This is a genomic window from Paraburkholderia bengalensis (assembly GCF_037126505.1).
Taxonomy (GTDB): domain Bacteria; phylum Pseudomonadota; class Gammaproteobacteria; order Burkholderiales; family Burkholderiaceae; genus Paraburkholderia; species Paraburkholderia bengalensis.
Genome location: NZ_JACFYJ010000016.1, coordinates 70132 through 87195, shown reverse-complemented (window position 1 = coordinate 87195; position 17064 = coordinate 70132). Strand labels below are relative to the sequence as shown.

Sequence of the window (17064 nt, the reverse complement as noted above, 5' to 3'; positions counted from 1 at the left end):
TTACGGTCGGGCTCACGGACCCTCGTGCGGGCCTCGCGGGCAAGGTGCACATTCTGCCCCTAACGAACCGCTTTTGTCATGTGCATGACGTGCTGCAGCGCGGCTTAGAACAGTTCGCGCAGCCGGTGATAGAGCATGCCGAGTTCCAGCGCGGGACCGCGCAGCGCCGGGCCGCCGGGAAAGCGCGCGTGCCTGATCTTCGCGAACAGCTCGAGAGCGCTCGTGTCGCCCGTCATCGCCTTGGCGACGATGCGGCCAGCGATGCCCGTCAGCGCGACGCCGTGTCCCGAGAAGCCTTGCACATAGAAGTAGTTCGGATCGATCGAACCGAAATCGGGCGCGCGATTGCGCGTGATGTCGACGAAGCCGCCCCACGCGTATTCGATTTGCGCGTCGGCGAGTTGCGGAAAGACGATGAGCATGCGCTTGCGGATATCGTCGGTGAGTTGCGCGGGCGATGCGCCCGTCGAACTGGCGCGGCCGCCGAACAGCATGCGATGATCCGCCGACACGCGAAAGTACTCGAGGAAGAAATTGTTGTCGCAAATGGCGGGACGGTTCTTGATCAGCGCATCGGCGCGCTCCTTGCCGAGCGATTCCGTCGCGACGATGTACGACGCGATCGGCGCGATCCGTGCCGCGATGGCGGCGGGCAGCACGTTGCCGAGCGTCGCGTTGCCGCACGCGGCGACGAAACGGCAGCGCACTTCGCCCGTTGCGCTCCGCACGACGGGCCGCGCGCCGCGCACCACTTCCAGCACAGGCGAATGCGCGAACAGTTGCGCGCCTTCGCGCCGCGCTGCATCGGCGAGACCCAGGCAGTACTTGAGCGGATGCAGATGCCCGGACAACGCATCGTAGACGCCCGCCAGATAACGGTCGGACGCGATGCGCCCGCGAATCTCGTTCCCGTCGATCCACGACAGATGCGGATAGCCCCAGCGCTGCATGACGGCATCCATCCATGCACGCAGGTCGGGAACGCGCTTTTCTTTGGTCGCAACCGTCATGAAGCCCGGAGTGAAATCGCAATCGATTTCATAGCGCGCAATCCGTTCGCGCACGAGCTTGACGGCCTCGACAGATAGCGCCCACGCGGCGCGTGCACCTTCCAGACCGAGCTGTTTCTCGATGATGTCGTCTTTTGCGAAGCCGGCGAGCAACTGGCCGCCGTTGCGGCCCGACGCGCCCCAGCCGGGCCGATGCGCGTCGAGCACGACCACGGACAGGCCGCGCGCGCGGCATTCCAGCGCCGCCGACAGGCCCGCGAAGCCCGCGCCGATCACGCACACGTCTGCGTCGAGCGAGCCTTCGAGCATGGGATCGTCCGCGAGCGAACGCGAGACGGAGGCTTCGTAGTAGGAGTGGCGAATCAGCGCGTCTGCGCGGCGCTCGAGTGTTTGCATCAAAGCAGATCCTTCATTCGATACCAGGCCATGGCCAGCACGAGGGCCGGCGTGCGCAGCAGCACGCCGCCCGGAAAGTCGCGATGGCGGATTTTACCGAACAGGTCGAAGCGCGACGCCTGGCCGTCGATGGCCTCGGCGATCAGCTTGCCCGCGAGTCCTGTCGTGTTGACGCCGTGTCCCGAGAAGCCTTGTGCGAAATAAACGGTCGGCGCAAGGCGACCGAAGTGCGGCGCGCGCCGGCATCAACGCAGCGGCGCGGGTCGGATCGAGCGGTTCCGTTGCGATGACATAAGTGCCCCCGCGATCGCATGACGAAGATGACAAACGCTCATGTTGATTTCCCTTGAAGGTAAAGATCCGGCATGAGCGTGTGTCGCGTTGTCGATGCGTCAGGGCGCCCGCGCCGGTGGTCTGACTGCCGTTACGAAAGCCCGAGTTGTTGTGCGGTTGAGTCGATGGCTTTTTTCGCCTTCGATACGATCTCGTCGATTTCGCTCTTTGTTACGACGAGGGGCGGCGAGAGCAGCATGCGGTCGCCCGTGGCGCGCATGATCAGATTGCCGTTGAAGCAGAAGTCGCGGCAGATCGTGCCGACGTCGCCGCCGTTCGCGAAGCGCTTGCGTGTTTTCGGGTTTTCGGCGAGTTGAATTCCCGCGACGAGACCCGTGCCCGCCACTTCGCCGACGATGGGATGATTCGCGAACGCTTCGCGCAACGAGCGCTGGAAATACGGTCCCGTTTCGCTCTTCACGCGTTCGACAATATGTTCGTCACGCAGCAGTTTCAGATTCGCGACGGCGACGGCAGCGGCGACGGGATGTCCCGAATAGGTGAGTCCGTGATTGAACTCGCCGTGCTCGATGATCCCCTTGGCGACGCGGTCATGCAGGCCGACAGCACCCATCGGGATGTAGCCGCTCGTCAACCCCTTGGCCATCGTGATCAGATCCGGCTCGAAACCGAAATGCTGATGCGCGAACCATTCCCCCGTGCGGCCGAAGCCGCCGATCACTTCATCGGCGACGAGCAGAACGTCGTATTTGCGGCAGACTCGCTGGATTTCGGGCCAATATGTGGAAGGCGGAAAAATCACGCCGCCCGCCCCCTGGAAAGGCTCACCGATAAACGCGGCGACGTTCTCGGGACCGAGTTCGAGAATCTCCGTTTCGAGTTGTCGCGCGCGCTCGAGGCCGAACGCTTCCGGCGTCATGTCGCCGCCTTCGCCGAACCAGTACGGCTGGTCGATATGCACAATGTGCTCGACCTGCGAAGGCATCTGCTCATGCATGTAGCCCATGCCGCCCAGCGTGCCGCCTGCGATCGTCGAACCGTGATAGCCGTTCTTGCGCGAGATGACGAACTTCTTCAGCTTCTTGCCTTGCGTCGCCCAGTATTGATGCACGATGCGCAACACCGTGTCGTTACCTTCGGAGCCGCTGTTGCAATAGAAGAAGTGGTTAAAAGGCGCGGGCGTCAATTCGGCAAGCAATGCCGACAGTTCGATGACGGGCGGATGCGTGGTCTTGAAAAACGTGTTGTAGAAGGGCAGTTCCTGCAATTGCTTATACGCGGCGTCGGCGAGTTCCTTGCGGCCATAGCCCACGTTCACGCACCACAGCCCCGCCATGCCGTCGATGATCTTGTGGCCGTCCGAATCCCACAGATATACGCCTTCCGCCTTCACGATCACGCGGCTTCCCGCGCGATTCAATGCGCCCATATCCGAGAACGGATGGATGTGATGCGCGGCGTCGAGCGCGCGATATTCCGCTGTGCTGCGCTGTTGTTGTGTCGCCGATGCTTTCGCGGCTGGTTGCACGTAGGCGATTTCATCTGTCCTGTAGCTCATGTTCTCTCCAGATGGCTAGCCGTTTCACATTCGCTTAAACGTGCAGCAGCAAATGCTTGCGTTCCCACGAGCTGATCACGCGGAAGAACGCTTCGTATTCGGTTTCCTTTAGCGCGAGATACGCCTTGACGAATTGCTCGCCCATGATTTCGGCGAGCGGCTCGCACGCGCTCATCAACGTCAAGCCTTCTTCCAGATTGCGCGGCAACTGGTAGGGCAGTTCGTAGCCGTCGCTGGAGAGCGGTTCCGTCGGCGTCAGGCGTTGCGTCATGCCCAGATAACCCGCTGCGAGCGTGCCCGCGATCGCGAGATACGGGTTGCAGTCCACGCCGGGAATACGGTTCTCGATGCGCCGCGCCTGCGGTCCCGAATGCGGAATGCGGAAACCCACCGTGCGGTTGTCGTAGCCCCATTGCACATTGATCGGTGCGGCCATGAAACGCGACAGGCGGCGATAGGAATTGATGTACGGCGCGAAGATCGGCATCAACGCGGGCGTGTACTTCTGCAGCCCGCCCAGATAGTGATTGAAGAGATCGGTTGGCTTGCCGTCGCTGCCCGTGAACAGGTTTTGCCCCGTCTCTTCATCGACGAGACTTTGATGCACGTGCATGGCCGACCCGGGTTCGCTCTCCATCGGCTTGGCCATGAAGGTCGCGTACATGTGATGGCGCAGTGCCGCTTCACGCACGGTGCGCTTGAACAGGAACACCTGATCGGCGAGCTTGAGGGGATCGCCGTGCAGGAAATTGATTTCCATCTGCGCGGCGCCCACCTCATGAATCAGCGTGTCGACTTCGAGTTCCTGAATGTCGCAGTACTCGTAGATATCTTCGAAGAGGGGATCGAACTCGTTGACGGCTTCGATCGAATACGCCTGGCGTCCCGTTTCCGGGCGCCCCGTTCGCCCGACGGGCGGCTGCAGCGGCAGGTCCGGGTCCTTGTTCATATCGACCAGATAGAACTCCAGTTCCGGCGCGATGACGGGCTTCCAGCCGTTGGCCTTGTACAAATCCAGCACGCGGCGCAACACGCGGCGCGGCGAGATGGCGACGGGCGTGCCGTCGAAATGCACGCAGTCGTGAATCACCTGTGCTGTGGGATCGACGGCCCATGGGATGATGCGGATCGTCGTCGGATCGGGTACGCAAACCATGTCGGGGTCGGTGACGCCCGTGAGCGTGCCGTCGTCGGGATACTCGCCCGTCACCGTCTGGATCATCACGGCTTGCGGCAGGCGCATCGACTCGCCGGACTCGAACTTGCTGCGCGGAATGATCTTGCCGCGCGCGATCCCGGCCATGTCGGGAATGATCGCTTCGATTTCGGTGATGTGGTGCTTCTTCAGAAATTCATCAATGTCTTGCATGATTGTTCTCTCTGTTTTTGCGCGGGACGGGATCAGCCATTTGCGCTTGCAGCCGCTGCCGAACCCGTCCTGATGCGCATTCGATCGCGGCACGCGGCGCCGAATGCACGGAAGATCGCTGTCGATAACGCGTCGCTCGCATGCTTCCATTCGGGGTGCCATTGCACACCCAGCGTGAAGGCACGCGCATCCGTCGCGCTGATCGCTTCGATCAATCCATCCGGCGCGCGGGCTTCGACGGTGAGGCCGTCGCCCAGCCGCTCGACGCCCTGACCATGCAGCGAATTCACGCGCACTTCGCTCGCGCCGCCGGCAAGCTTCTGCAACAGCCCGCCTTGCACGAGTTGCAGCGCATGCGAGGGCGCGTACTGCACGTCGAGGTCGTCTTCCTTGTTCTCGCGATGGTCGTGGTAGCCGTCCACCGCGTGAACGCTTTGATGCAGCGTTCCACCGAATACGACATTCATTTCCTGAAAGCCCCGGCAAATGGCAAGAACGGGAACGCCCGCGTCGATGGCGGCACGCATCAGCGGCAACGTGGTCGCATCGCGGGCGGCGTCGTGCAGCGTGCCCGGCGTGCTCGCGCGACCGCCGTAACGGTGCGGCTCGACGTTCGAATAGCTGCCTGTAAACACCAGGCCGTCGAGATGCGCGAGTACGTCTTGCGGCGCCTGCCGTTCGCCCAATGCGGGCAGCAGCATCGCCATAACCTGCGCCCCGTCCACCACGGCCGCGATGTACTTTTCGCCGACCGTATGCGACGGATGCATGCCCGACATCGTTTTGTCGGCGGTGACGCCGACCAAAGGTTTCATTTGCATGACTAACAGTATTCGTTAATGACAGCGGAACGCGGCATGTGGGTATGCGCGGCACGATTCCGCAGCCGCGCGCAGGGCGCGAAGCCGCCAGAAGGGTGCTTGCGGGACAGCGTCGTCAGCGGATCGCGCCGCGCGTAGCGAACAGATAAGCCGTGCCATTGGCTCCGCTGCGTTCACTCGCAGGCGCGCAGCGGCGCACGTCCGGCGTAGGGACGAGCGCAACTGCGCACGCGGCGGGATGAAGCGCGCGAAGCACTGGCCCGCAAACGGGCCGGACAGCGATTGGAGAGGCGCTAGGGCAAGAGCGATGCGACTTCGTCGGTATGAACCGCGATGAACGCACGCGCTGAAATGGAGTTGTGACGGCGGACGGAACGACGAGACAGGATCGTGAAGACGGACAGAAAGCGGCGAAACGCAAGCCTGCCGTTGCTGCCGTCGGCGATGGCGCCGTCAGCGCGAAGACACCTCGCGAACTGACTACGATCCCACCTAACCAAAGGGCCTCGGACTCTCACGATTACACTCGACTGGCACGTTGAAAGTTTTGAACGCCCCGCTCTAAAAAACGCAATGACCGTTTAAAGAAACAGGACGGCAGGTTGTCGTTCGACAAGCATGTTTTTGTCCTCGCACGGCGATCATTAAAGCCCACAGATGGACAAAACGCAGCTGGAAACATCAACCTGTAGATCAGGATATACGAGTCAAAAACGCCGTCAAAGTCTTTTTACGTTTCTTCGATGAGGGCTTACCCTGAGCTATCTATGCCGATTAAAGTACACATCGACGGCCGTAAATGCGTACAAATTTCGTATCGCTTTCAGGGTTTTCCCCAGAAGCCGGCGATTTAAAGTGATTAGAATATTCAACACACGCGCGTGCTATTCGAACGCGGTGTTTTCGACGCTGTTCTTTTCCGTCTTAGTGAGTCCATCGATGTCCATTGAAGTCGCCACCCGCCTGCAATACATCCGCAAAAAGCACGGTCTCTCGCAACGCGAGCTGGCCAAACGCGCGGGCGTGACAAACGGCACGATCTCGCTGATCGAACAGAACCGCGTGAGTCCTTCCGTCGGCTCATTGAAGAAACTGCTCGAATGCATTCCGATGAGCCTCGCTGAATTCTTCACATTTGAAGTCGAGGCGGACCGCACGGTCGTTTCGCGCCGCGCGGAGATGCCGAATCTCGGCAACGAGCAGATCGAGTTCTATCTGGCGGGGGCGAGCGTCAAAGACCGCAATATGGGCATCATGCGCGAGGTGTATCAGCCGCTCGCGGATACGGGCCCGGAAATGCTGCAGCATGCGGGGCACGAGGGCGGCGTGGTGGTCAGCGGTCAACTGGAACTGACCGTCGACGGCACGACGTGGCTGCTCGACCGCGGCGACAGCTATTACTTCGAAAGCCGCTTACCGCATCGTTTTCGCAATCCCAGCGCGCAACAGGTGTGTGAAGTCGTGTCGGCCAATTCGCCGCCCACCTTCTAGGTTTTCTCGCACGCCGCTGCGCGTCAACGCGTTCAACGCCGTATCGGATTGCACGCAGCCCGCATGCGCCGCGTTGCACGCATAACATTGAGGCATCCTGATGGACAAGGCGACATTGGCTTACTGGCAGGAAAAAGCAGCAACACTCTCAATCGAAGGCCGTGCATTTATCGACGGCGAATACCGCCCGGCTGAAAGCGGGCGCAGATTCGATTGCGTCAGTCCCGGCGACGGAGAAGTACTCGCGAAGATCGCCGATTGCGGCGAAGCCGATGTGAATGCGGCTGTAAAAGCAGCGCGCCGCGCATTCGAACAGGGCGTGTGGGCAGCGCGCAATCCGCGCCAGCGCAAGGCGACGCTGCTGAAGTGGGCCGCGCTGATACGCGAGCATCTCGACGAACTCGCATTGCTAGAAACGCTCGATGCCGGCAAGCCGATTAGCGACACGACGACTGTCGACGTGCCGGGCGCGGCGTATTGCGTCGAATGGTTCGCTGAAGCGATCGACAAGGTCGGCGGCGAAGTGGCGCCTGCCGATCATCACCTCGTCGGTCTCGTAACGCGCGAGCCGATTGGAGTGGTTGCAGCGGTCGTGCCGTGGAATTTTCCAATCCTGATGGCGTCGTGGAAATTCGGTCCCGCGCTCGCGGCAGGCAACAGCGTCGTGCTGAAGCCTTCGGAGAAATCGCCGCTGACGGCAATCCGCGTCGCGCAGCTCGCGCTCGAAGCGGGCATTCCCGCGGGCGTATTCAATGTCGTGCCGGGCGGCAGCGAGCCGGGCAAGCTGCTCGCGCTGCATCACGACGTGGATTGCCTTGCATTCACGGGTTCGACCAATGTGGGCAAGCTGATCATGCAATACGCGGGGCAGTCGAATCTGAAGCGCGTATGGCTGGAACTGGGCGGCAAGTCGCCGAACATCGTGCTGCCCGATTGCCCGGACCTCGATCGCGCGGCAAAGACGGCGGCGGGCGCGATCTTCTACAACATGGGCGAGATGTGCACGGCGGGTTCGCGCTTGCTCGTGCATCGCGATATCAAGGACGTGTTTCTCGACAAGCTCGTCGCGGCTGCGCGCAGCTATGCGCCGGGCAATCCGCTAGACCCGAAGACCTCGATGGGCGCGATCGTCGATCAGGTGCAACTCGATCGCGTGCTCGGCTATATTGAGGCGGGGCGCGCAGAGGCGAAGCTGGTGCACGGCGGCTCGCGCGTGCAGAACGAAAGCGGCGGCTTCTACATCGAGCCGACCGTGTTCGATGTGCCGAAGCACGATGCGAAGATCGCGCGTGAAGAGATCTTCGGGCCGGTGTTATCGGTGATCACATTCGACACGATCGACGAAGCGGTACAGATCGCCAATGACAGCGACTACGGCCTCGCTGCTGCCGTATGGACCGCCAACCTGACGACGGCGCATGAGGTGTCGCGACGTTTGCGTGCGGGCACGGTGTGGGTCAACTGCTACGACGAAGGCGGCGACATGAACTTCCCGTTCGGCGGATACAGGCAATCGGGCAATGGCCGCGACAAGTCGCTGCATGCATTGGAGAAGTACACCCAGTTGAAGTCGACGCTGGTGCGATTGCGCTAACGCGCAAAAGGGGAAGGCGCGCGCCTGCTTACGATGAAGAAGCCGAAAGCGCGCGCCGCGCCTGGCGATGTCCCTCGCGCATGCCGAGTGTGTAGATCGCGAGTGCGCCGCTGATGATGGCCAGTTGCCACATCAGCAGCTCGTTGCCGAGCGCTTTCATCGCCGGGCCGGCGAACAGCGGGCCCGCCATCGAGCACGCGGTAAACGCGAGCGACAGCACGCGCATGTTGCGCGTGATCGCCGGCTTGTCGCTGCAGGCGGCCGCGTACATGCCGAGCGTGATGTACGCGCTGTTCATTCCGCCGAGTACGAGCGCAGCGACCATCGACGCGAATGACGCGGGCGGCGCGAACGCAAACAGAACGATCGCCGCCGTGCTCACGATCGCGCAGCCGATCACCGTTGGGGCGAGACGGAAGCGGTCGGCGAGCCAGCCTACCGGAAACTGCAACACCGCGCCGCCGATGCCGAAGCATGCGAGCGTCATGGTGGTTTGCGCGGCCGTGAGTCCGCGGCTGTCGGCGAAGAGCGGGAAGAGTCCATACAGCGCGCCATCGCCTAGCCCGCCGGCTGCGATCGTCACGAGGCCGAGGCATACGGTCGGGCCGAATTCGACTCGCGCGACACGACGCGCGCTGCACGGCGTCGATATGCGCTGCCGCGATGTCGAGCGCGTGAGCCACAACGGAACAGCCGCTGCGAGCGTCAGCAGCGACCCCAACGCGAACATCAGCATGCCGCTCGCGCCCCACACCGTGGCAACCGATGGCGCCAGCACGCCCGCCGACGCGATCAACGTCTCGTGAACGCCGACTACTTTGCCGCTTTTCTCTGCGGGCACGAGACTGTAGAGCCAGGTCTCGTTGGCGATCCAGCGCAGACCGATGCCGAAGCCCATCAGCGCGCCCGGCAGCAGCCACATTGGCCACGCAGGCCGCGCGATCCACGCAGGCGCGCTCAACATTGCATACGCGATCAGCGAACTGGCGAGCCCGAGCGTCACGGTCAGCTGCGCGTCGAGCCGTTCCACCAGGCGCGGCGTGACCAGCAGCCCTGAGAACATGCCGGCCCATTGTGCCGCTGCGAACAGCCCCGCGCGCGGCGCATCGAGCCCCTGATGCGCGAGCCACACAGGAAGGACGATGAAGCCGATGCCGAACTGACCGATTTGCGCGAGCGTCGACACGGCCGTCAGCGCGGCCACCGCGCGCCAACGCACGGGCGCAGCGATGGCACACGTGTTCACGACGCGCTCCCGTCCGGTATCGGCAGACCTTGTTCGCGACACTCGACGGGACAGCCCGCTTTCAGGCACGCCTTGTCGTCGCAGTAGCGGCACAACTGCATGGCGTGCGGCGCGTCGCGCGTTTCGTTCCACAGTATCTTGATCAGCAGCTGTTCGAAGACATCGCGTTCGTCGTCGTCGAGTCTTGCGACGATGCGCTCGAGCATCCGTCCGCGCGCCGTGCGCAGGCGGCTCGCTTCGCGGCGTCCGGCGGCAGTGAGCGCCAGCGCCACGGAACGCCTGTCGCTGCCCGCGTTCTTCTCGACGAGGCCCGCATCGACGAGGCCCGCCACCGCTCGCACGGCAGCAGGATGCGAGAGATCGACGGCATCGCGCAGCAATTCGATCGACGAGTTGGGATACTGGCCGATCGCATTCAACATGGCGCGCGCCGTGGGGCCGGCGAGGGCGGGAATGGTGGGCTGTGCATTCAGCTCGTCGGTCACCAGAAGGGCGAGCACGCCGAGCAGATTTTCCGTGCGGCGAGTCATCAGGACGCCTCGATATGTGCACTCTGCATATGTGCATGATGCACATATCTGCGGTGAATTTCAAGGTCGATCCGGCCGGCCGTTTTAGTCCTTTGTTGCGCCGTGGTGGTGCCTTTTACAGATTTGCATGGAAATATCCAGTAACCGTTTCGTAACTCATGACTCAGCCAATTCGACTATTGTTCTTCTGTTGGACATTGGATTTACTCATGAGCAGGTCGACAAAGATGAACAAGATTGAGATCGCGAAAAGAGTCGCAGCACCGGCGCTCGTTGTCGGGGTTTTACTCGCATTGGGCGGTTGTGCCGTTGCGCCGCCCTCCGGGCCAAGCGTGGTCGCGCTGCCGCGTAAGGGCGAGCCGCTCGAGCAGTTCCAGCAGGACGACTACGCGTGCCGGAACTATGCGTACCGCAGCACGGACCCGAACGCGGCGTCGCAACAGGCCACCAACAGCGCCGTGGGCAGCGCGGCCGTCGGCACGCTGGGCGGCGCGGCCATCGGCGCATTGTTCGGCGCGGCGGCGGGCAATCCGGGCGCAGGCGCGGCCATCGGCGCGGGCAGCGGCTTGCTGATCGGCGGCGCGACGGGCGCGAACGGCGCGTCGTATTCCGCCTACGGCTTGCAAGGGCGCTACGACGCGGCCTACGCGCAGTGCATGACGTCCAAGGGCAATACCATTTCGCAACCGGCCGTGCCCGCTTACTATTCGCCGCCGCCCGTCTACTACGCACCGCGCCCTTACTACTACGGGCCGCCGGGCGTCGTCTACTCGCCATATCCTTATTACTGATCCGCACGCTGTCGGATGCTGCAAAGCGTGGGCGCGTCAATCGCGCTCACGCTTTTTTGTGTCACTCCACGGATTGCGCACATGCCGTCGCATGTGCCTGGCGGCCTGGCTCGCCGGGCGGCTGGCGCCCGGCCATTGCGCCGAACGCCAGAAAGCTCGCCGCCGCGAACAGCGATACGCTGACGCTGCCCTGTCACATCAACGTGTTATGGCCGCACACGCGCTAATTGGCGTCCAAACCGCGCTGCGCGATCGATGCGCTCGTTGGCGGCATTCCCGCGATGATGGACGAATGAATGCGCTGCCTCGCCAGCCAGACTGGCGAGGCAGCGCATCCGCGCACGCGAAGACTTCAGTCGAAAACTTCAGTCGGGCGCGTACTTGAACTCGGGCAACGCTTCCAGCGACGACTTCGTCGCATCGGGCATCGTCACCTGCTTGCTGTTGATCTGCAGATCGCCGAACGGCACGGCGACGTAGTGTCTGCCCATGCCGAGAAAGCCGCCTACCGACAGAATCGCGAACGCGGTGTGATCGGACGGCGAGACGACCAGGTCGTCGATCACGCCGATCTTGTCCTTGTCGCGGTTATACACGCTCGCGCCCGCGAGCTTCGACGCGCGAAAGCCGCTGCCCGTCTGCATGACTTGCGTGTGGCGCTCGGTGATCGATTGCGGCGCGCCTTGCGCGAGCGCCGCCGTCGAGACGAGCGCGGCCAGCACGCCCGCCATGCCGAGCCGGCACGTCCGGTTGAATACGTGTTGCACGATGGTCCTCCCTGTCATTGAGTGCTTATGCTGGCGAGGCGGTCGCGGACTCAGGGCTTGACGTCGTCGCGGTCGGGATCGACATCGGGATCGAGCGGGGGTGCGTCCGGGTCCTGCGACGGTCCGACATCGGGCAAATCGGTTTGCACGACGTCCGACTGGTCAGGGCGGATCGGGTTCTCGCCTTCGTTGGGCGTGGTCGACATGGCCGGTCCTCCGTGGGTTGAGTTGCTCACAAGAGTTGACCAGCAAGTTGCGCACCCGGCCGGCCGCCTGGCTACGTGATGAGGCGCGTCTGCTGACGCATTCTTCAGACGCGTTTTTCAGGCCGGTTCAGGTTTCATCGCCCTGCGTGGCGAGACGCGGCGCAGCCTGCGCCGCTGCGCGCTTTTGTGTGGCCTCCGCTTCGGCGAGCCGGCGTGCGGCTTCGCCCACCTCCTGGCGAAACTGCACGAGCGCGGAGAGGGACGCATCGGGCGGCTGCAGCGCGGACCACAGCACGTCGATCAGGCGGTCAGCCGTCGCATCGATGTCGGTGCGGCGATTGCCGAGCGCGGCGTCCCACAGCACGTGCTCCATCGGGCCGAACACGAGCGAGCGCAACAGGCGCAGCGGCATGTCCGAGCGGATCTGGCCCGTCTGCTGCCCCTGCGACAGCACGCGCATCAGCGGCGCCGTGTAGCGGCGCTGCAGGCCCGTCAGTTCCTCGCTGAGTTCGTGCTGCCGGGTGCGGCCTTCCGACAGTACCAGCGCGCACAAGCCCGTGCCGTTGACGAGCATCAGCCGCAAGTGCGTCCGCACGATGAAAGCGAACTGCTGGCGGATGCTGCCGTCGCGCGGCAGGCCCGATTCGATCGCTTCGATGATTTCGTCATACCAGTCGCCGATCACGCGCGCGCACAGTTCGCGTTTGCCGCGAAAGTAGCTAAACACCGTCGCTTCCGAAATGCCGAGACGCTGCGCGATCTCCGCTGTCGTCGCGCGCTCGTAGCCCTTTTCAGAAAAGACGTCGCGGCCCGCCTGGAGGATTTCCTTCACGCGTTGCTGCGACTTGCGTCCCGCCGGCTGGCGGCGCGATCCCGGCGCCTCGGCTCTTGCTACGCCCATCATATATGAGTCCAGTTCAGATTTCGGAGGAAAAGGCCCCCGTTTCGGCCGATACTACCACGACGCGCGGCCGTTCAGCGTGCGCTTACCAGTGTTGAGTGATACTCAAAAATACCGGTTGACGCTTACGTAAATCTGGAGTGAAATGCGCTCTGTGCTGCCGTGCGCGGGTGTCTGTCGAATGAAGACGCCCTGTGCGGCCGGCGAACCGCCTGAGCGCGGCTCAGAACAATCGATTGACGCGGCGCGGCGCCTGGTGGCGATCGCGGCCCTCCGCAAAGAACGCCTGGAGACACACATGAGCAACTTGCCCGGTTTGCAGTTCCCGCTTGGTGAAGAGATCGAGATGCTGCGCGATAGCGTCGCGTCGTTTGCGGCGAAAGAGATCGCGCCGCGTGCGGGCGAGATCGACCGCACGGATCAATTTCCGATGGACCTGTGGAAAAAGTTCGGCGATCTGGGCGTGCTCGGCATGACGGTTTCCGAGGAATACGGCGGCGCAAACATGGGCTACACGGCGCACATGGTCGCGATGGAGGAGATCTCGCGCGCGTCGGCGTCGGTGGGGCTGTCGTATGGCGCGCATTCGAACCTGTGCGTGAACCAGATTCACCGCAACGGCACGGCCGCGCAGAAAGAAAAATATCTGCCGAAGCTGGTGTCGGGCGAGCACGTCGGCGCGCTGGCGATGAGCGAGCCGAACGCCGGCTCGGACGTGGTCAGCATGAAGCTGCGCGCGGAGAAAAAGGGCGATCGCTACGTGCTGAACGGCACGAAGATGTGGATCACGAACGGCCCGGATTGCGACACGCTCGTCGTCTACGCGAAGACGGATATCGAAGCGGGTCCGCGCGGCATTACGGCGTTCATCGTCGAGAAGGGCATGAAGGGCTTTTCGGTGGCGCAGAAGCTCGACAAGCTCGGCATGCGCGGCTCGCATACGGGCGAACTGGTGTTCGAGAACGTGGAGGTGCCCGAAGAGAACATCCTCGGCGAACTGAACGGCGGCGTGAAGGTGCTGATGAGCGGCCTCGACTACGAGCGCGCCGTGCTCGCGGGCGGCCCGACGGGCATCATGCTGGCCGTGATGGACGCCGTCGTGCCGTACATCCACGACCGCAAGCAGTTCGGCCAGTCGATCGGCGAATTCCAGCTGATCCAGGGCAAGGTCGCGGATCTGTACACCACATTGCAGGCGTGCCGCGCGTATCTGTACGCGGTCGGCCGTCAGCTCGATACGCTCGGCACCGCGCACGTGCGTCAGGTGCGCAAGGACTGCGCGGGCGTCATCCTCTACACGGCAGAGAAGGCCACGTGGATGGCCGGCGAGGCGATCCAGATCCTGGGCGGCAATGGTTACATCAACGAGTATCCCGTCGGCCGTCTGTGGCGCGACGCGAAGCTCTATGAAATTGGCGCGGGTACGAGCGAAATCCGCCGCATGCTGATTGGCCGCGAGCTGTTCGCGGAAACGATGTAAGAGCCATGGGGTTGGAGTAAGCGCTACCGTGCCACTCCAAGCGCATGCGATGGGGCGGGAGTCATGCGCTCAAGCGCCTCCTGTCGCCGACACGCGATCGAGAACACCAACATGCCGATCATCGAATCGAAACTGAATCCCCGTTCCGACGATTTCCGCGCGAACGCAGCCGCGCTCGAAGCGCTCGTCGAAGACCTGAAGGCGAAGATCAGCAAGCTCGCGCTAGGCGGCGGCCCCGCCGCGCGCGACAAGCACGTGTCGCGCGGCAAGCTGCTGCCGCGCGATCGCATCGCGCAACTGCTCGATCCGGGCACGCCGTTTCTCGAGCTGTCGCAACTCGCGGCGTTCGGCATGTATCACGACGATGCGCCCGGCGCGGGCGTCATCACGGGCATCGGGCGCATTGCGGGCCAGGAGTGCGTGATCGTCTGCAACGATGCCACTGTGAAGGGCGGCACGTACTATCCCGTGACGGTGAAGAAGCACGTGCGCGCGCAGGAAATTGCCGCGGAAAACCGCTTGCCGTGCGTGTATCTCGTCGACTCGGGCGGCGCGAATCTGCCGAATCAGGACGACGTGTTCCCTGACCGCGATCACTTCGGCCGCATCTTCTATAACCAGGCGAACCTGTCGGCGCAAGGCATTCCGCAGATCGCCGTCGTGATGGGCTCGTGCACGGCGGGCGGCGCATATGTGCCCGCAATGAGCGACGAGTCGATCATCGTCAAGAACCAGGGCACGATCTTCCTGGGCGGTCCGCCTCTCGTCAAAGCGGCGACGGGCGAGGAAGTCAGCGCCGAAGATCTCGGCGGCGGCGATGTGCACACGCGTCTGTCGGGTGTCGCCGATCATCTTGCGCAGAACGATCCGCATGCGCTCGCCATTGCGCGCAGCATCGTCGGCAATCTGAACCGGCGCAAGGACGTGCCCGTGACGATGCAGGAACCGAAGCCGCCGCGCTACGACGTGAAGAGCATCTACGGCGTGATTCCCGTCGATACGCGCAAGCCGTTCGATATCCGCGAAGTGATCGCGCGCATCGTCGACGATTCCGCCTTCGACGAATTCAAGGCGCGTTACGGCACGACGCTCGTGTGCGGCTTCGCGCACATCTGGGGGCACCCGGTCGGGATCGTCGCGAACAACGGCATTCTGTTTTCCGAGTCGGCGTTGAAGGGCGCGCACTTCATCGAACTGTGCGCGCAGCGCAAGATTCCCCTCGTGTTCCTGCAGAACATCACGGGCTTCATGGTGGGCCGCAAGTACGAGAACGAAGGCATCGCGCGTAATGGCGCGAAGATGGTGACGGCCGTCGCAACCGCGAAAGTGCCGAAGTTCACGGTGATCATCGGCGGTTCGTTCGGCGCCGGCAATTACGGCATGTGCGGCCGCGCCTACTCGCCGCGCTTCCTGTGGATGTGGCCGAACGCGCGCATCTCCGTGATGGGCGGTGAGCAGGCGGCGTCGGTGCTGGCGACGGTGAAGCGCGACGGCATCGAAGCGAAAGGCGGCACGTGGTCGGCGGAGCAGGAAGAGGCGTTCAAGCAGCCGATCCGCGAGCAATACGAGCATCAGGGCCATCCGTACTACGCAAGCGCGCGCTTGTGGGACGACGGCGTGATCGACCCCGCGCAAACGCGCGACGTGCTCGGTCTCGGTTTGTCGGCGGCGATGAATGCGCCGATCGAAGACACGCGCTTCGGCGTGTTCCGCATGTAACGCGAGAACAGCGAAAGGAGCTTCGATCATGCAATACGAGAACCTCACCGTCGCGTTTCACAATGCCGTTGCGACAGTCACGCTGAATCGCCCCGACGTGCGCAACGCGTTTAACGAAGCGATGATCGCGGAACTCACGTCGGCGTTCAATGCGCTGAACGATCGCGACGACGTGCGCGCCGTCGTGCTCGCGGCGAACGGCAAGGCATTCTGCGCGGGCGCGGACCTGAACTGGATGAAGAAGATGGCCGGTTACTCGGACGACGAGAACCGCGCCGACGCGATGCAGCTCGCCAACATGCTGTTATCGATCTATCGCTGCAACAAGCCGGTGATCGCGCGCGTGAACGGCGACGCGTACGCGGGCGGCATGGGTCTGTTATCGGCGTGCGATATCGTCGTTGCAGTGGACTCGGCGAAGTTCTGCCTGTCTGAGGCGCGCCTCGGCCTGATTCCGGCGACGATCGCGCCGTACGTGATCCGCGCGCTCGGCGAACAGGCATCGCGCCGCTACTTCACGACAGCCGAGCAGTTCGACTGCGCGACGGCGTATCGGCTCGGCTTCGTCGCCGAATGCGTGAGCGCCGACAAGCTCGACGAAACCGTCCAGCAGATCGCGGCCACGTTATGCGCGAACGGTCCGCAAGCCGTGAAGGCCTGCAAGCGGCTCGTGCAGGACATCGCGGGCCGCGAACTGAATGCGGCGCTGATTGAAGACACGGCGGCGCGCATCGCGCAGGTTCGGGCGGGCGCCGAAGGACGCGAAGGCGTTGCATCGTTCCTCGACAAACGCTCGCCTTCGTGGCGCGGCTGAATGCGCCCGCAAGTGCGCCCGCAAGTGCGCCCGCAAGTGCGCTTCAAGGCGGCCACGCATAGAACAACTTCTGACTG

16 protein-coding genes and 1 pseudogene are annotated in these 17064 nt (G+C 63.2%); 6 read left to right on the top strand and 11 right to left on the bottom strand.

All coding sequences use genetic code 11. The features are described from left to right. Nucleotides 1-104: 104 nt before the first annotated feature. The 6 genes and pseudogenes from H3V53_RS12675 to H3V53_RS12650 all read right to left on the bottom strand — a co-directional run bounded on the left by H3V53_RS12675 (nt 105) and on the right by H3V53_RS12650 (nt 5966). A complete protein-coding gene (locus H3V53_RS12675) occupies nt 105-1406 on the bottom strand; it encodes an NAD(P)/FAD-dependent oxidoreductase (protein ID WP_419539481.1) in 1302 nt (433 codons plus the stop codon). Beyond that, nucleotides 1406-1645: pseudogene (locus tag H3V53_RS12670) on the bottom strand (FAD-dependent oxidoreductase); the annotation flags it as partial. The pseudogene H3V53_RS12670 and the gene H3V53_RS12675, both read right to left, overlap by 1 nt. A 185-nt stretch (nt 1646-1830) precedes the next feature. Beyond that, nucleotides 1831-3258: an aspartate aminotransferase family protein gene (locus H3V53_RS12665; protein WP_336598199.1), complete on the bottom strand. Its 1428-nt coding sequence runs from the start codon at nt 3256-3258 to the stop codon at nt 1831-1833. A gap of 34 nt (nt 3259-3292) precedes the next feature. Then, nucleotides 3293-4627, bottom strand: coding sequence for a glutamine synthetase family protein (locus H3V53_RS12660; protein WP_336598198.1), 1335 nt, complete (start codon nt 4625-4627; stop codon nt 3293-3295). A 32-nt stretch (nt 4628-4659) separates the two neighbouring features. Further along, entirely contained in the window at nt 4660-5448 is a 789-nt protein-coding gene (locus tag H3V53_RS12655; protein ID WP_336598197.1) for a gamma-glutamyl-gamma-aminobutyrate hydrolase family protein, read from the bottom strand. Nucleotides 5449-5741: 293 nt separating this feature from the next. Beyond that, nucleotides 5742-5966 carry a hypothetical protein gene (locus H3V53_RS12650; RefSeq protein ID WP_336598196.1) on the bottom strand — a complete coding sequence of 75 codons (225 nt, stop codon included), beginning with the start codon at nt 5964-5966 and terminating at the stop codon, nt 5742-5744. A gap of 421 nt (nt 5967-6387) precedes the next feature. Between H3V53_RS12650 and H3V53_RS12645 the strand changes: the two genes are divergently transcribed. Together H3V53_RS12645 and H3V53_RS12640 are read left to right on the top strand one after the other, a co-directional pair. Beyond that, nucleotides 6388-6939 (top strand): cupin domain-containing protein, encoded by a 552-nt coding sequence (locus tag H3V53_RS12645; protein WP_336598195.1) that lies wholly within the window; start codon nt 6388-6390, stop codon nt 6937-6939. A gap of 100 nt (nt 6940-7039) precedes the next feature. After that, nucleotides 7040-8533: an aldehyde dehydrogenase gene (locus H3V53_RS12640; RefSeq protein ID WP_336598194.1), complete on the top strand. Its 1494-nt coding sequence runs from the start codon at nt 7040-7042 to the stop codon at nt 8531-8533. A 28-nt stretch (nt 8534-8561) separates the two neighbouring features. Here H3V53_RS12640 and H3V53_RS12635 read toward each other — a convergent pair whose 3' ends face one another. Both H3V53_RS12635 and H3V53_RS12630 read right to left on the bottom strand, forming a co-directional pair. Then, nucleotides 8562-9779: an MFS transporter gene (locus H3V53_RS12635; protein WP_336598193.1), complete on the bottom strand. Its 1218-nt coding sequence runs from the start codon at nt 9777-9779 to the stop codon at nt 8562-8564. Further along, the gene (locus H3V53_RS12630; protein WP_336598192.1) at nt 9776-10309 is read right to left on the bottom strand and encodes a MarR family winged helix-turn-helix transcriptional regulator; all 534 of its coding nucleotides are present in this window, start codon (nt 10307-10309) and stop codon (nt 9776-9778) included. The genes H3V53_RS12635 and H3V53_RS12630 overlap by 4 nt, the downstream gene beginning before the upstream one ends. A 209-nt stretch (nt 10310-10518) precedes the next feature. Between H3V53_RS12630 and H3V53_RS12625 the strand changes: the two genes are divergently transcribed. Next, nucleotides 10519-11100 carry a glycine zipper family protein gene (locus tag H3V53_RS12625; protein WP_419539480.1) on the top strand — a complete coding sequence of 194 codons (582 nt, stop codon included), beginning with the start codon at nt 10519-10521 and terminating at the stop codon, nt 11098-11100. A gap of 365 nt (nt 11101-11465) precedes the next feature. Here the strand turns inward: H3V53_RS12625 and H3V53_RS12620 are convergent, their stop codons facing one another. The 3 genes from H3V53_RS12620 to H3V53_RS12610 form a co-directional block, all read right to left on the bottom strand. Beyond that, on the bottom strand, nt 11466-11831 hold the full coding sequence (locus H3V53_RS12620; RefSeq protein ID WP_054920871.1) for a PRC-barrel domain-containing protein: 366 nt from the start codon (nt 11829-11831) through the stop codon (nt 11466-11468). Nucleotides 11832-11917: 86 nt separating this feature from the next. Further along, the gene (locus H3V53_RS12615) at nt 11918-12073 is read right to left on the bottom strand and encodes a hypothetical protein (RefSeq protein ID WP_336598191.1); all 156 of its coding nucleotides are present in this window, start codon (nt 12071-12073) and stop codon (nt 11918-11920) included. A 127-nt stretch (nt 12074-12200) separates the two neighbouring features. Beyond that, complete coding sequence (locus H3V53_RS12610) at nt 12201-12977, bottom strand: TetR/AcrR family transcriptional regulator (RefSeq protein ID WP_336598190.1); 777 nt, start codon at nt 12975-12977, stop codon at nt 12201-12203. Nucleotides 12978-13272: 295 nt separating this feature from the next. Between H3V53_RS12610 and H3V53_RS12605 the strand changes: the two genes are divergently transcribed. The 3 genes from H3V53_RS12605 (at nt 13273) to H3V53_RS12595 (ending at nt 16987) form a co-directional block, all read left to right on the top strand. Further along, the gene (locus H3V53_RS12605; RefSeq protein ID WP_336598189.1) at nt 13273-14454 is read left to right on the top strand and encodes an isovaleryl-CoA dehydrogenase; all 1182 of its coding nucleotides are present in this window, start codon (nt 13273-13275) and stop codon (nt 14452-14454) included. Between the two features lie 111 nt (nt 14455-14565). Then, nucleotides 14566-16173, top strand: a complete 1608-nt coding sequence (locus tag H3V53_RS12600; RefSeq protein ID WP_336598188.1) for a carboxyl transferase domain-containing protein — start codon at nt 14566-14568, stop codon at nt 16171-16173. Between the two features lie 28 nt (nt 16174-16201). Continuing rightward, nucleotides 16202-16987: an enoyl-CoA hydratase/isomerase family protein gene (locus H3V53_RS12595; RefSeq protein ID WP_336598187.1), complete on the top strand. Its 786-nt coding sequence runs from the start codon at nt 16202-16204 to the stop codon at nt 16985-16987. The last annotated feature ends 77 nt before the right edge of the window (nt 16988-17064 follow it).

Excerpts from the sequence above, each read along its gene's own strand:
- H3V53_RS12640 (WP_336598194.1), top strand. The coding sequence starts at position 7,040 with ATGGACAAGGCGACATTGGCTTACTGGCAGGAAAAAGCAGCAACACTC.
- H3V53_RS12645 (WP_336598195.1), top strand. The coding sequence starts at position 6,388 with ATGTCCATTGAAGTCGCCACCCGCCTGCAATACATCCGCAAAAAGCAC.
- H3V53_RS12665 (WP_336598199.1), bottom strand. The coding sequence starts at position 3,258 with ATGAGCTACAGGACAGATGAAATCGCCTACGTGCAACCAGCCGCGAAA.
- H3V53_RS12600 (WP_336598188.1), top strand. The coding sequence starts at position 14,566 with ATGCCGATCATCGAATCGAAACTGAATCCCCGTTCCGACGATTTCCGC.
- H3V53_RS12620 (WP_054920871.1), bottom strand. The coding sequence starts at position 11,831 with ATGGCGGGCGTGCTGGCCGCGCTCGTCTCGACGGCGGCGCTCGCGCAA.
- H3V53_RS12660 (WP_336598198.1), bottom strand. The coding sequence starts at position 4,627 with ATGCAAGACATTGATGAATTTCTGAAGAAGCACCACATCACCGAAATC.
- H3V53_RS12630 (WP_336598192.1), bottom strand. The coding sequence starts at position 10,309 with ATGACTCGCCGCACGGAAAATCTGCTCGGCGTGCTCGCCCTTCTGGTG.
- H3V53_RS12655 (WP_336598197.1), bottom strand. The coding sequence starts at position 5,448 with ATGCAAATGAAACCTTTGGTCGGCGTCACCGCCGACAAAACGATGTCG.
- H3V53_RS12615 (WP_336598191.1), bottom strand. The coding sequence starts at position 12,073 with ATGTCGACCACGCCCAACGAAGGCGAGAACCCGATCCGCCCTGACCAG.
- H3V53_RS12605 (WP_336598189.1), top strand. The coding sequence starts at position 13,273 with ATGAGCAACTTGCCCGGTTTGCAGTTCCCGCTTGGTGAAGAGATCGAG.
- H3V53_RS12625 (WP_419539480.1), top strand. The coding sequence starts at position 10,519 with ATGAGCAGGTCGACAAAGATGAACAAGATTGAGATCGCGAAAAGAGTC.
- H3V53_RS12675 (WP_419539481.1), bottom strand. The coding sequence starts at position 1,406 with ATGCAAACACTCGAGCGCCGCGCAGACGCGCTGATTCGCCACTCCTAC.
- H3V53_RS12595 (WP_336598187.1), top strand. The coding sequence starts at position 16,202 with ATGCAATACGAGAACCTCACCGTCGCGTTTCACAATGCCGTTGCGACA.
- H3V53_RS12610 (WP_336598190.1), bottom strand. The coding sequence starts at position 12,977 with ATGATGGGCGTAGCAAGAGCCGAGGCGCCGGGATCGCGCCGCCAGCCG.